Origin of the sequence: Pedobacter foliorum (genome assembly GCF_013266735.1) — a bacterium.
In the GTDB taxonomy this organism is placed as follows: Bacteria; Bacteroidota; Bacteroidia; order Sphingobacteriales; family Sphingobacteriaceae; genus Pedobacter; species Pedobacter foliorum.
In genome coordinates, this window is sequence record NZ_JABSNU010000001.1 from 306,526 (window position 1) to 320,400 (window position 13,875).

The following is a 13,875-nucleotide window of genomic DNA, read 5'->3' on the forward strand; positions in this document are numbered from 1 at the left end:
TATGAGAATAAGCTCCATAGCAGCAATCCTGTCTTTAACTTTTTACCTGTCGACAGGAGCATTTGCAAAAAACAAAACCTATCAGTTATTCTCTCCAAATAAGGCTTTAAAAGTGAAATTATGTTTTGGGGACAGTACTACATATTCTATATCCTACAAAAACTCAAATATAATTCTTCCTTCTGCCATTGCTATGGTGTTGCAAAACAAAACACTTGGTAAAACACCAGTAGTTAAAGAAATACATTCATTGAAGTCCGGAGAATTTAATGAACTGGCTGTTTATTTTTTCGATAAGGATTATTCGCTGATCTTTAGAGCATACAATGAAGGTATTGCTTATCGTTTTGTAACAAGCATTAAGGATTCTATACAGGTTCTTGGCGAGAAGGCCACATTTAACATCGTTGGCTCACCTGCAGCAATAGTTCAAGAGACTGATAATTATACGAGTTGGGAAGGACCGTATCTCAGTTATCCATCAACAGCAGAAATTTCTGAAGGCAAGAGAGCGACTACTCCAGCACTTTTCGATTATAAAGAAAAAGGTATAAAAGTAGTAATCGCTGAAGCTGACTTATTTGCTTATCCGGGTATGTACATCCAAAAACAATCGAACGGTTATATCGGGGATTGGGCAAAATATCCGACCAAAACAGTGATGGGAAGTTGGGGGGACTTTGTATCGGTAGTAAAAGAAAGGGGGGCATACCTTGCCAGAACGAATGGAGAAAGGTCTTTTCCCTGGAGAGTAATTATAGTAACTGAGGACGACAAGGAATTGTTAAATAATCACCTGGTTCGCAAGCTCGCCCGTCCTTCAGTAGTTATGCATACAGATTGGATTAAACCGGGAAAGGCTGCCTGGGAATGGTGGCATGATGCCATGTTGCCGGGCGCTGGTATTCCTTCCGGCATGGACAATAGAAATACTGACCTTTATAACTACTATGTTGACTTCGCCGCAAACCACAAGCTGGAGTACTTAATGATAGATGCCGGCTGGTCCGATAATTACAACCTAACTAAGGTGAACCCCAAATTAGATGTGAAAGGAGTAATTAAAAGGGCAAAAGAAAAACGTGTCGGGGTATTTTTATGGTGTGTAGCATCAACATTATTAAAAGATCTCAATGGAAATCTGGATTTTCTGAATTCCATAGGCGCCGCAGGTATTAAAGTGGATTTTTTTGATCGCGACGATCAGGAAGCAATACAATGGATAGAGTTGATCGCAAAAGAAGCAGCAAAAAGAAAACTAATGGTTAATTTTCATGGCTGCAGTAAGCCCACGGGTCTGGAAAAAACATATCCAAATATCGTAAATTATGAAGCCGTGAGGGGCGCCGAATCAGATAAGTGGGATTATACCATAAATCCTGATCATCATTTGATTATTCCTTTTCTCAGGATGCTTGCCGGACCGTTTGATTATACACCAGGAGCAATGCGTAACAAGACCAAAGCCGAGTTTAAGCCGATAGACCCGGGCTTACCATCTGGTCAAGGCACACGCTGTCATGAGCTTGCGATGTTCGTAATTTACGATCAGCCATTTGCTATGCTGGCAGATTCACCTACAGCATATAAGCAATCGCCGGAGACGATGAAGTTTCTATCGGCAGTACCAACAGTAGCAGATGAAACTAAAGTATTAGATGCCAAATTAACTGAATATGCACTGATGGCCAAAAGAAAAGGAGATAGGTGGTATGTTGGAGCCATGACCAACTGGACAGAAAGAAATATTAAGCTGGATTTTGGATTTTTAGAACCAGGAGTAAATTATACAGCTCAAATCTATACCGATGCTACAGATGCAAACGTGAATGCGACACATTATGATCTTAAAACGATTACGGTAAACAATAGGATGAAAATGGAGCTTAAACTTTCATCCGGTGGTGGTGCAGTATTAATGATAGAAAAGTCCATCTTTAAGAAATAATAATCTATTTGACTGTAGCGATATAATAGACAATTTTAACCAACCAAATTATTAACCTAAATGAACACTGAAAAACTAATCTTTAATCACAAATACATCATCGGTATATCCTTCATTTCAGCCCTGGGGGGTTACTTGTTTGGGTTCGATTTTGCAGTAATATCTGGTGCATTGCCCTTTTTAAGAACTCAATTCATGCTTGATGCATGGTGGGAAGGTTTTCTAACCGGGTCACTTGCCCTGGGCTGCATCCTCGGCTGTTTGTTCGCAGGAAATATTGCTGACCGCTATGGTCGCAAGCCTGGTTTAATGATAGCAGCATTAATTTTTGCACTATCTTCAATAGGTATCGCTTTTGCATCGAGCTTAACCCTGTTTGTTGTCATGCGGTTTATCGCAGGTATAGGGGTTGGTATGGCCTCCATGCTGTGTCCAATGTATATTGCTGAAATTTCACCTGCCAACGTAAGAGGTCGTAACGTAGCAATTAACCAATTAACAGTAGTAATTGGTATTTTGATAACCAACCTGGTTAATTATTTCCTGGCAGATTCAGGACCAGACGCATGGCGCTGGATGTTTGGATTAGGCGTAGTTCCATCCGTAATATTTCTAATAGGGGTATTGTGGTTACCGGAAAGCCCAAGGTGGCTGGTTAAGGCTGGGCATCCTGAAAAAGCCAAAGCAGTTTTGTTAAAACTAGGTTCGGGATCTTTTGTAACCTCTACATTTTCTGACATAGAAAAATCCTTGGTTGGGGTTAAAAAACAATCGTATAAAGCGGTGTTTGAGAAAAGTGTACGTCCGGCAGTTGTTGTGGGTATAATACTGGCCGTGTTTCAACAACTATGCGGCATTAATGTAGTGTTCAACTATACCTCAACTATATTTGAATCCGTTGGAGCAAACCTCGACAGACAATTGTTTGAAACCGTAGCTATTGGTGCCGTAAACCTTGTGTTTACTTTGTTAGCGATGTGGCAGGTTGATAAGTTAGGTAGAAAGCCACTCATGCTTATCGGATCGTTAGGTTTGTCAATTGTGTATATTATTCTGGCATTTTTGCTTCAGAATCAGTTTCCGGCAAGTCTTGTTTCTATTTTCGTATTGCTGGCAATTAGCATGTATGCAATCTCATTGGCTCCGGTTACCTGGGTGCTGATTTCAGAGATTTTCCCTAACAAAATACGCGGTGCAGCTTCTTCTGTGGCTATTATCTCCTTGTGGGGAGCTTACTTTATCCTTGTGTTCACCTTTCCGATATTAGCTAAGAAGCTTGGTACGTTTGGCCCATTCTATTTGTATGCTGGCATTTGCTTCTTAGGCTTCCTGTTTATCAATAAGAGAGTTAAAGAAACAAAGGGACAAACATTGGAAGAACTTGAAGGAAACTTCGCAAGACATTAGCGAAAAGCGATCTGAGATAACAACAATCAATAATATAATTACAAAAATCATTTCTAATGAAAAGCATGAGCGTAAGCGTTTGGGAAGAAAAAGTTACCATACCAACTTATGGTACCGGCAAGCCGAATAAAAACCCTATGTTCTTTGAAAAGAGAATTTATCAGGGAAGTAGTGGCGCGGTTTATCCTAATCCGGTTGTAGAAAAAATACTTGATGAAAAGACTGATAAAGAATATGTAGGCCTATTTCTGGAAAACGACTATATCAAAATGATGATCCTTCCGGAACTTGGAGGACGGATTCAAATGGCCTACGATAAGATAAAAGAAAGGCATTTCATTTATTACAATCAGGTAATCAAGCCCGCCTTGGTGGGTTTAACAGGCCCATGGATTTCTGGTGGGATTGAGTTCAACTGGCCTCAGCATCATAGACCCACTACTTTTAATGCCATTGATTATAAGATAGAAGAAAATAGCGATGGCAGTAAAACTGTCTGGGTTAACGAGGTCGAGCAGATGTTCCATACCAAAGGAATGGCAGGTTTTACCCTTCATCCGGATAAGGCATACATAGAAATTAAAGCCAAGCTGTTAAACAGATCAGCATTACCTCAAACGTTTTTATGGTGGGCTAATCCGGCAGTAAAGGTGAATGATTATTACCAGTCTGTTTTTCCACCAGATGTAAATGCTGTTTTTGACCATGGAAAACGAGATGTCTCAACCTTTCCAGTTGCTAGGGGAACATATTATAAAGTAGATTATTCTCCTGGTACTGACATATCGATGTACAAAAACATTCCGGTACCAACTTCTTACATGGCCATTAACTCTGATTACGATTTTGTAGGGGGGTATGAGCATGATAGTAAAGGAGGTTTATTGCACGTGGCAAATCATCATGTTTCGCCAGGCAAAAAGCAATGGACCTGGGGGCATAGCGATTTTGGGGTAGCCTGGGATCGGAACCTCACAGATGAAGACGGCCCTTACATTGAATTGATGACGGGTATGTTTACTGATAATCAGCCCGATTTTACCTGGCTGATGCCTAACGAAGAAAAATCGTTTACGCAATATTTTATGCCTTACCGTGAATTAGGGGTGATTAAGAATGCAAGTAAGGATATTCTATTGTCAATTAGCAAGAAAGACAATATAGTTGAATTAAAAATTCAGGTAACGTCTGTACAGCGCGACTTGGCTATAAAGCTCAGCTACGGTAACAAAAGCTTTTTTGAAGCAGTAGCAACAATAACTCCTTTAGAAGTATATATAAGGGAAATAGAGGTTGACAACAGCTTTAACGAGAATGAATTATTGCTCATTATCAATAATGCAAAGGGACATGAATTACTGCGATATGAGCCTTCAAAAAATAAGGTTAACGAGATTCCGGAACCTGCAAAACCTGCAATGGCCCCTGATGAAATTACAAGTAACGAACAATTGTTTTTAACCGGACAGCATTTAGAACAATACAGACATGCGACTTATAGTCCCGTTCCATATTATGAAAAAGCACTTGAAAGAGAGCCAGGAGATATAAGAAATAACAACGCGCTTGGACTTTGGTATTTAAGAAGAGGTCAGTTTGAAAAAAGCGAACCTTATTTCCGTAAAGCCATAGAAACGAGCATTGAGCGAAATCCAAATCCTTACGATTGCGAAGCATACTATAACCTGGGGCTTTGTCTTAAGTTTCAAGATAAACTGGAAGAAGCCTATAAAGTATTTTATAAATCCACCTGGAATAAAGCTTACAAAGACAGCGCTTATTTTTCAGTAGCACAGATTGATATGATTAAAGAAAACTATGAACTTTCTTTAGATCACATTAACCAGTCTATAGATAATAATGCCAATAATAGTAAGGCCTATGTGATCAAATCTGCAGCACATAGAAAGCTAAATCAGGCAGATCTTTCCATCCGAACAACTGATCTTGCTCTTGAAAAAGACGCCTTTAACTTAGGTGCGCTATTTGAAAAAGTATGTGTTTACAGGTTGTTAAATGATGGCCAGAATGAAGAAAGCTATTTGAAAGAACTGCTTACCTTAGCCAGAGCTAATGAACAAAACTTCATTGAATATTCAATAGATTATGCGGAAGCCGGGTTATTTAAAGAAGCTATAGATTTACTTTCTTATGTCATAAAAGGAGCAGAGACAAACCCTTTAGTTTATTATTATCTAGGGTATTTCAACTTCAGGTTAGCTGAAAACGAACAAGCAATTCATAACTTTAAAACTGCAGCTGCAGCTGATTCCTACCTTTGTTTCCCAAACAGGTTACAGGAAATAAAAGTGCTGAGGACTGCTATCGATCTAAATCCTGAAGATTCAAAAGCACCTTATTATCTAGGAAATCTGTTTTATGACAAGCGTCAGTATCAAGAGGCAATCGCCTATTGGGAAGCTTCTGTTCAATTAGATGGTAATTTTCCAACTGCATTAAGAAACCTTGGGATAGCTTACTTTAATAAGCAGAACAATGAGGAGCAAGCTTTAGCTTGCTTCGAAAAAGCCTTTGAATTAGATCCTCAGGATGATCGTTTGTGTATGGAGCTTCATCAGCTTTATAAGAGATTAAACAAAAGTCCACAGGAGCGTTTAAGCTTTTTGGACAAGAATAAGGAAGTTGCACTTCAAAGAGATGACGTATACCTGGATTTAGTTTCAATTTATAATTTCCTTGGCGAGAATGAGCAAGCACTAAGGTTGTTGATGCAGCATAAATTTCATCCTTGGGAAGGAGGGGAAGGTAAAGCTTCAGGTCAATATGTATGCAGTCTGATCGAGCTTGCAAAAGAGAAGATACAACAGGATTCTTATAAAGAGGCTATTGTCTTATTAAAAGAGGCTCAAACTTATCCTCATAACCTGGGTGAAGGAAAGCTTTATGGAGCACAGGAAAACGACATATTCTATTGGTTAGGTTGTGCATACGAAGGCTTAAATGACCAGAAAAATGCCAATGACTATTTTGATAAAACCACAAAAGGTCTTGATGAACCTTCGGCTGCTATGTTTTACAACGATCAGCAACCTGACAAGATTTTTTATCAGGGATTAGCCTGGAAAAAAATAGGTAATACAGCTAAAGCCGAAAAGATTTTTAACAAACTTATAGACTATGGCAGTCAGCATATTAATGACGTGATAAAGATCGATTACTTTGCTGTATCGCTACCAAACCTATTGATATTTGAAGATGATCTTGACATTAGAAATAAAGTTCATTGCTATTTTCTGCAAGGTTTAGGTTATCTTGGCCTTGCAAAATTTGAAAATGCCAGCGACGCACTATTAAAAGCCCTTGAACTTGATGCAGAGCATCTGGGAGCAAAGCTTCATCTAGATATGGTTAAGCAGCATTTTAATTATACAACCTAACACCAAATATTTTTTAAAACATGAGACTAAAGTTACCCTCAATTCCCGCCTACGCATCGGTTGCAGTGCTTTCAGCGAGTCTATTCTTAAGCCCCGACAGGCTAACAGCACAAACCATTATCCCAATTGAAACACAGAATAATGCCTTAATACTACAGGCAGATGCGAATAAAGATTTAGGAACAGTATATTTTGGTAAAAAACTATCCAATAGCAGCGAGTATGGTCAGGTAATGAGTGTATTTAAGCAAGCTCCGGATTACACGGGGATGCTTAATTCTGCATATACCTCATCAGGTTCACGAAATTTATTAGAACCAGCTATAACGGTTACTCATGCAGATGGCAACAACTCTTTAGATTTAAAATATGTCAGTCATGATGTAAAGAAAATAAGTGATGACGTATCCTTATTAAGCATCATCTTAAAAGACCCAGCCTACAATTTTACAGTTACACTTTATTATAAAACCTATTATAAAGAAGATGTAGTAGAGCAATGGTCATCAATTAAACATGGCGAAAAAGGCAATGTAACACTACATAAATATGCTTCAGCAAATCTTCACGTAAAGGGAGCAAGTTATTACTTGAACCAATACCATGGGGATTGGGCTAAAGAAATGCAGTCAGAAGAATCGAAACTTACCCATGGCATCAAAACTTTGGATACTAAGTTAGGTACAAGAGCTAACCTTTTCCAGCCATCGGTATTTATGGTATCGGTAAACAAACCTGCTACGGAAGATGAGGGTACAGTATTATTTGGTGCTTTAGCGTACAGCGGAAACTTCCGTACTGATTTAGAAGTGGACTATCAGGATAATCTTCGTATTATTTCAGGTATAAACAATTATGCTTCACCTTATACACTTAAGCCAAATGAAGAATTTGTTACTCCTGTTTTCTTGTATACATTATCTAATCAGGGTAAAGGTGTAGCGAGCAGAAACCTGCAAAACTGGGCCAGAAATTACAAACTACTTGATGGAAAGGGCACAAGATTAACCTTATTGAACAACTGGGAAGCTACCTATTTCGACTTTAACGAAACCAAACTTGCCGGCCTTTTAAAAGACACTAAAAAATTAGGTGTAGACCTGTTTTTATTAGACGATGGATGGTTTGCAAACAAATATCCTCGTAATGGTGATGTTGCTGGATTAGGCGACTGGGAAGAAAACAAAGAAAAACTTCCTAATGGAATATCATCTTTAGTAAAAGAAGCTCAGAATAACAGTGTTAAATTTGGGATCTGGATCGAGCCTGAAATGGTTAATCCTAAAAGCCAATTGTATGAGAAACATCCTGATTGGGTAATTAAACAACCTAAAAGAGAGGAGTACTATTTCAGAAACCAATTGGTCCTTGATTTAACTAACCCTAAAGTTCAGGACTTTGTTTATGGTGTGGTTGATGATCTTTTCACCAAAAACCCTGAATTGGCTTATATTAAATGGGATTGTAATGCGGTTATTTACAACGCCCATTCTGCTACACTTAAAAACCAATCACACTTTTATATAGAGTATGTACGAGGTTTGTATAAAGTTTTAGAGAGAATTAGAGCTAAGTATCCTAAAGTACCAATGATGCTTTGTTCTGGTGGTGGTGGTAGGGTAGATTATGCTGCTTTGCAATACTTCACTGAGTTCTGGCCAAGTGACAATACAGATCCTCTTGAGCGTATTTTTATGCAGTGGGAATATTCTTATTTCTATCCTGCAATAGCAAGTTCAAATCACGTAACTGATTGGGGCAAACAACCGATCAAATTCCGTACAGATGTTGCTATGATGGGTAAATTAGGCTTTGATATTGTAGTTAGTCATTTAAAAGACGACGATCTTAAATATTGCCAAAATGCCATTACAACCTACAATGGTATCAAATCAATTATATGGCAAGGCGATCAGTATCGTTTATCAAACCCTAAAGAATCAAGTGTTGCTTCAATGGCCTATATCAATGAAAGCAAATCTTCGGGTGTGATCTTTAATTACCTGGTAAGCTACAGATATGGCGTAAACAGCAGTCTGCCGATTTTATTAAAAGGACTTGATGCCGCTAAGAAATACAAAATTGAAGAGATCAACCTTTATCCTGGCACTACATCATCAATAGATAAGAACAAGGTTTACACCGGGGATTTCTTAATGAAGATTGGATTCAATCCTGATGTAAATTCGTCGAGAGCCAGTGTAATATTAAAAATAGAAGAAGCCAGGTAAATTAGCCATAACCAAACAAATTACATCGAATAAACACCATAATGAGTACCAGTTTTGATTTAAATGAACATCCGCACACGCGATTAAATATTTTAACAGGAGAATGGGTTTTAGTTTCTCCGCACCGTACAAAACGTCCATGGCAGGGGAAGGTAGAATCCCTGCCTGCCGACAACCGACCACAACATGACCCGGTTTGTTATCTATGCGCCGGTAATGAAAGGGCTGATGGAAGCAAAAATCCTGATTACACCACCAACTTTGCTTTTACAAACGATTATTCAGCGTTATTGCCAGATACTCCGGTTGGAGAAATCTCAATTGATGGCTTGCTCAAAGCCGAAAGTCAGTCAGGAGTTTGCAGGGTGATTGCATTTTCTCCACGTCACGATTTAACCCTTGCTGAGCTCGAAATTTCGGCAATAAAAGGAATCATAGCGCTATGGGCTCAAGAATTTAAGACCTTGAGCGAGAACCCTGCAATTAAGCACATACAAATATTTGAGAATAAAGGAGATATTATGGGATGCAGTAACCCGCATCCTCATGGCCAGATTTGGGCGCAAAATAGTATTCCGCTTGAGATTCATAAAGAGACCGTTAACCAGAAGAAGTACTTTCAGGTAAACGGAAGAAGCTTATTGACTGACTACCTTAAAGTAGAATTAAAGGAGAAAAAGAGAATCGTTTTTGAAAACGACAACTTTGTGGTGCTGGTTCCTTTTTGGGCAGTGTGGCCTTACGAAACCATGATCATTAGCAAAAGACAGGTAAGAAGCGTACTGGAGTTTACAGAGGAGGAGCAATTAGACCTGGCTGCAGCACTTAAAAACTTAACAGTAAGGTACGACAACCTTTTTCAGGTTTCATTTCCTTATTCGGCAGGAATGCACCAAATGCCGGTAAATGATGGCGACCATGCAGAGTGGCATTGGCATATGCACTTCTATCCACCACTTTTGCGTTCAGCAACCATCAAGAAATTTATGGTAGGGTATGAAATGTTAGGCAATGCACAGCGTGACATTACACCTGAAGCAGCTGCCGAAACCCTTAGAAATCAACCAGAAATTCATTATAAAAACAAAAATATTTCCTAATAAAAAAACAAATGGTTTTTAGTAACTTTAAGTAGATGTTTAAGGAAATCTATAATTGTACTAACCATGGAAAAGGAAGATATCAAATCACTACTAGAGATTATTGACCAGCAAGTAAGTTCTTCAATACTGGGCGGAATGGAAGAACAGTATGAAGAACTTGAAGAGCTGGGTTTTATAACAATCAACAGGCATAGCGTACAGCATTCAGCATCCATAACGCCTTTAGGAATGGAATTCCTTGATCACGATTAGAATTAGGTAAATCCGAAGTTTTTAAAAACCAAGGAGTTACATTGGTTTTGGTACGTATTTTGACGTATATTATTCACACTCAAATATTTCGTTACAATGAATTAAATAGTAGTCACCCTCTTAAATCATTCCTACAATGAATACTACTGATTTCAACCACCAACTTAGCCTTAATCAAGGCGCGCTTGAAGTTTTCGCTTTCAAATTCACGCAAGATTATGAGGATGCTAATGACCTGGTTCAGGATACCTTGCTTAAAGCAATGCGCTACTCCAGAAAATTCAGGGATGGTACAAATTTTAGAGGGTGGTTGTATACTATTATGAAAAATACTTTCATAAATAGTTATAGAAGAGGCGTAAAGACAAGGTCATTCATTTCTACGCATGAAGAAATTCCGGTATCTCAACTCCAAAACAGCGCAACGGGTAATACGGGTGAGAATAAATTCATGATGGAGGATATTCACAATGCAATGAAAAAGCTTCAGCCGGAATATTTAACCCCTTTTGTTAAATACTTTGAAGGGTTTAAATACCATGAAATATCAGAAATGCTTCATGTTCCCATTGGTACGGTAAAAACCAGAATACATATGGCAAGAGGTATACTGAAAAAGAATCTTAAAATGTATACTCAGGAATTTGCCGGTAAGAGCTACAATAGTTAAGGATTCTTCTTCAAATAAGTATCTATAGCATTTTCCAAATCCGCATAACCTTCAGGAGGTAAATGTCGTGAACCAGGTTGTTCTATAGTCCATTTCCCGTTAGTTTTATTAAGCACAATTGGGTCTGGCTCACCTGTAACCATCTCTATCTTAAATTTCTGGCAATTATCTGATGAAGTTACAAGTACATCCAGTTCCATACTCGCTTTCCTAAATCTAACTGGAAATGTTCTCATGATGATATCCTCCTATTGTTTAATTACTCCTTTTTTGATCATATCTTCAAATAATCGTTTGTTGAAATCTGTGGCAAGGGCTTGAGGACTAGATGGATCTAGTGATTTAGTTTGAACGGAGTAAATCAACTTCTCACTGTCTAAGCTATAAAAATTGGCCTCAAGTATGAATTTATTCGTTACTGTATAATAACCCGGTTCATATACTCTAGCATACATGGTATGGTAGTATCCCCAAAAACGATAGGTTCTGGGCCAATAAGTAACAGCACCCGGATTGTAGCTTTTTTCTTTTGTTTTATCTAACAACGCAATGGTAAACGTGCCATCGTATCCTTTATTTTTTATTTTCATTAAAGCCTGAGCTTCACTTAAGCCTTCAAAAGCTTTTGGTCCATATTCAGCGAGCGCGGAGCCCGCATTGATGCCATGTGCCTGTAGATTTTGTACCGTTACATTCTCTACATTTTCCTTTAGGCTTCTATCTTTGGCACCCATTAAGCCTATTACAAGTACTTTATTGGACTTTTCTATTGTTCCCTGAGGATCAGCCCACGATGAAATGATCTTTGTGCTGTTACAAGCATTTAACAAAATGGCAAATAGCAGGACCATTACTATTGTGCCGGGAAGCAATATTTTTTTCATGTTTTATAAGTTTCTGTACTCCTATAACAATCTATAATCGATTTGGTTGTAATAATTTATCGCAAAATTCTTATCACTTTATTATTTTCTAAACCACATACCGGTATCATTTGTTTAACATCTGGAAAGCAAATTCAGGACCACTGTTAGTTTAATGATTAAATCTATGAACAGATACCAAACCACCATAGAGGAGTTAATACTCCCAACAGGTATACATCTAAATGGGACGGAGGCCTTTGATATTCAGGTTTATGATGATCGTTTTTACAATGAGGTATTACGCCACGGTTCTTTAGGATTGGGAGAATCGTACATGAATGGATGGTGGGACTGCTTTGAGCTTGATCATTTTTTATGTCAATTGCTAAATATCGATATTGAACAGCAAATAGCTAAAAGCCTTAAGGCGCAATGGCAAACTGCAAAGGCACAATTGTTTAACATGCAAACCATTTCCAGGTCAGTTAATGTTGCTCGGGAACACTACGATCTTGGCAATGATCTTTTTGAGGCTATGCTAGATAAATACATGATGTACTCTTGTGCTTATTGGGCCAAAGCAGAAACTCTGGATGAAGCTCAAGAAGACAAGCTGGAATTGATTTGCAAAAAACTTAAGCTAAGCGCTGGGATGTCCGTTCTAGATATTGGTTGTGGCTGGGGCGGTTTTGCTCAATATGCAGCTCAGAGATATGAGGTGAAAGTTACAGGAATTACAATTTCCAGTCAGCAGGCAGAAATAGCTAAACAATGCTGTCAGGGGCTCCCCGTGGATATATTAATACAAGATTATAGGTTGTTAACTGGTCAATACGACCGCATTGTATCCATAGGAATGTTTGAGCATGTAGGCTATAAAAACTATGCAGTGTTTATGCAGATGGTAAAGAACTGCTTAAAAGACGATGGAATATTTTTGCTGCATTGTATTGGGGGTAACGAAAATAATGTAACTACCGACCCATGGATAGACCGCTATATTTTTCCGGGAGGCATGATGCCTTCAGTGGAGCAAATAGGCAAGGCTATAGATCAGCAGTTGATATTACAAGATTGGCACAACTTTGGGCGCTATTACGATTTAACCCTAATGGAATGGCTTAGTAGGTTTAAAGCTGCCTGGGCCGCTTTAAAACATCATTATTCAGAAAGATTTTATAGAATGTGGGTTTACTATCTGAGTTTAAGTGCTGCATCCTTTAGAGCAGGAAAAAACCAATTGTGGCAAATTATACTTACAAAACCTACGTTTACTAAACTTTATGAGTCCCTGAGATAGATTTGAAAATTGAGTAGGAGGATTAGCGCTTCCTACTCAATGGGAATGTTTTACAGTTTAACAATTACACCGCAACCCACTCTAGGTCCTGAATTCCCCGTAGGTTGGGTTGTATAGTCATCTGTTCCGCCATGAACTATAATGCCACGATTAATGATATTTTTTACGTCATTTTCTTCAATACTCCACCTGTCAGTAGTGACTGAAATAGAACCATGTCCTTTGCTGTCCAATTGAATATTTCCGATATCTCCTGAGTGATATGCCGCGGAACCCCACTTGCCATGTGCTTCATTGGTTGGATTCCAATGGCCATGAGTATTGTTTCCCATATCGCCGCAATCCCCATGTTCGTGAAAGTGTACAGCTACGGTGCTATCCGCCCTTGCAGGAAAATTAAGTTCCAGGTCCATTCTCATTTTTCCATCTTTTAACTTGTAGAATTTTGCCGTTCCGATATCCTTGGCATCAGCTGTTGTTGCCAATTTTGCTTCTGCTACCACAGTTTCTTTTGTGGCCGAACATGAAGTGAAGAATGCCATTACAGTGATAAGGGCAATTGCTAAATAATTTTTCATATTGCTATTTATATTGGTAATTACTAAATAGAACAAAACCCAGGGCTTTAAGTTTTATACAATTTTAAAATCGACAGTTAATTGGTTTAACTTTTGCTATAGGTGGCAGGTACTTGCTAAAT

The 13,875-nt window shown here is 38.5% G+C and carries 11 protein-coding genes; 8 read left to right on the top strand and 3 right to left on the bottom strand.

Annotated elements, in window-relative coordinates:
• The first annotated feature begins 1 nt into the window (after position 1).
• The 7 genes from HQN83_RS01355 (at position 2) to HQN83_RS01385 (ending at position 11,009) form a co-directional block, all read left to right on the top strand.
• Positions 2 to 1,948, top strand: coding sequence for a glycoside hydrolase family 97 protein (locus HQN83_RS01355; RefSeq protein WP_173087840.1), 1,947 nt, complete (start codon positions 2 to 4; stop codon positions 1,946 to 1,948).
• A 60-nt stretch (positions 1,949 to 2,008) separates the two neighbouring features.
• Positions 2,009 to 3,355: a sugar porter family MFS transporter gene (locus HQN83_RS01360; protein WP_173087842.1), complete on the top strand. Its 1,347-nt coding sequence runs from the start codon at positions 2,009 to 2,011 to the stop codon at positions 3,353 to 3,355.
• Between the two features lie 56 nt (positions 3,356 to 3,411).
• Positions 3,412 to 6,753: a DUF5107 domain-containing protein gene (locus HQN83_RS01365; RefSeq protein WP_173087844.1), complete on the top strand. Its 3,342-nt coding sequence runs from the start codon at positions 3,412 to 3,414 to the stop codon at positions 6,751 to 6,753.
• Between the two features lie 20 nt (positions 6,754 to 6,773).
• Positions 6,774 to 8,984, top strand: a complete 2,211-nt coding sequence (locus tag HQN83_RS01370; protein WP_173087846.1) for an alpha-galactosidase — start codon at positions 6,774 to 6,776, stop codon at positions 8,982 to 8,984.
• Positions 8,985 to 9,025: 41 nt separating this feature from the next.
• Positions 9,026 to 10,084 (top strand): UDP-glucose--hexose-1-phosphate uridylyltransferase, encoded by a 1,059-nt coding sequence (locus tag HQN83_RS01375; protein WP_173087848.1) that lies wholly within the window; start codon positions 9,026 to 9,028, stop codon positions 10,082 to 10,084.
• 66 nt (positions 10,085 to 10,150) lie between these two features.
• Positions 10,151 to 10,339 carry a hypothetical protein gene (locus HQN83_RS01380; protein WP_173087850.1) on the top strand — a complete coding sequence of 63 codons (189 nt, stop codon included), beginning with the start codon at positions 10,151 to 10,153 and terminating at the stop codon, positions 10,337 to 10,339.
• A gap of 136 nt (positions 10,340 to 10,475) precedes the next feature.
• Positions 10,476 to 11,009 carry an RNA polymerase sigma factor gene (locus tag HQN83_RS01385; protein WP_173087852.1) on the top strand — a complete coding sequence of 178 codons (534 nt, stop codon included), beginning with the start codon at positions 10,476 to 10,478 and terminating at the stop codon, positions 11,007 to 11,009.
• Here the strand turns inward: HQN83_RS01385 and HQN83_RS01390 are convergent.
• Together HQN83_RS01390 and HQN83_RS01395 are read right to left on the bottom strand one after the other, a co-directional pair.
• On the bottom strand, positions 11,006 to 11,245 hold the full coding sequence (locus HQN83_RS01390) for a hypothetical protein (protein ID WP_173087854.1): 240 nt from the start codon (positions 11,243 to 11,245) through the stop codon (positions 11,006 to 11,008). The genes HQN83_RS01385 and HQN83_RS01390 overlap by 4 nt on opposite strands.
• Positions 11,246 to 11,257: 12 nt before the next feature.
• Positions 11,258 to 11,893 carry a hypothetical protein gene (locus HQN83_RS01395; RefSeq protein WP_173087856.1) on the bottom strand — a complete coding sequence of 212 codons (636 nt, stop codon included), beginning with the start codon at positions 11,891 to 11,893 and terminating at the stop codon, positions 11,258 to 11,260.
• A 166-nt stretch (positions 11,894 to 12,059) separates the two neighbouring features.
• On the opposite strand from HQN83_RS01395, the gene cfa reads away from it, so the two are divergent.
• Positions 12,060 to 13,175, top strand: coding sequence for a cyclopropane fatty acyl phospholipid synthase (cfa, locus tag HQN83_RS01400; protein ID WP_173087858.1), 1,116 nt, complete (start codon positions 12,060 to 12,062; stop codon positions 13,173 to 13,175).
• 50 nt (positions 13,176 to 13,225) lie between these two features.
• On the opposite strand, the gene HQN83_RS01405 is transcribed toward cfa, so the two are convergent.
• The gene (locus HQN83_RS01405; RefSeq protein WP_173087860.1) at positions 13,226 to 13,753 is read right to left on the bottom strand and encodes a superoxide dismutase family protein; all 528 of its coding nucleotides are present in this window, start codon (positions 13,751 to 13,753) and stop codon (positions 13,226 to 13,228) included.
• Positions 13,754 to 13,875 lie beyond the last annotated feature (122 nt).

Coding starts and splice junctions, on each gene's coding strand:
- HQN83_RS01360 (WP_173087842.1), top strand. CDS start 2,009: ATGAACACTGAAAAACTAATCTTTAATCACAAATACATCATCGGTATA.
- HQN83_RS01385 (WP_173087852.1), top strand. CDS start 10,476: ATGAATACTACTGATTTCAACCACCAACTTAGCCTTAATCAAGGCGCG.
- cfa (WP_173087858.1), top strand. CDS start 12,060: ATGAACAGATACCAAACCACCATAGAGGAGTTAATACTCCCAACAGGT.
- HQN83_RS01390 (WP_173087854.1), bottom strand. CDS start 11,245: ATGAGAACATTTCCAGTTAGATTTAGGAAAGCGAGTATGGAACTGGAT.
- HQN83_RS01395 (WP_173087856.1), bottom strand. CDS start 11,893: ATGAAAAAAATATTGCTTCCCGGCACAATAGTAATGGTCCTGCTATTT.
- HQN83_RS01355 (WP_173087840.1), top strand. CDS start 2: ATGAGAATAAGCTCCATAGCAGCAATCCTGTCTTTAACTTTTTACCTG.
- HQN83_RS01375 (WP_173087848.1), top strand. CDS start 9,026: ATGAGTACCAGTTTTGATTTAAATGAACATCCGCACACGCGATTAAAT.
- HQN83_RS01380 (WP_173087850.1), top strand. CDS start 10,151: ATGGAAAAGGAAGATATCAAATCACTACTAGAGATTATTGACCAGCAA.
- HQN83_RS01405 (WP_173087860.1), bottom strand. CDS start 13,753: ATGAAAAATTATTTAGCAATTGCCCTTATCACTGTAATGGCATTCTTC.
- HQN83_RS01365 (WP_173087844.1), top strand. CDS start 3,412: ATGAAAAGCATGAGCGTAAGCGTTTGGGAAGAAAAAGTTACCATACCA.
- HQN83_RS01370 (WP_173087846.1), top strand. CDS start 6,774: ATGAGACTAAAGTTACCCTCAATTCCCGCCTACGCATCGGTTGCAGTG.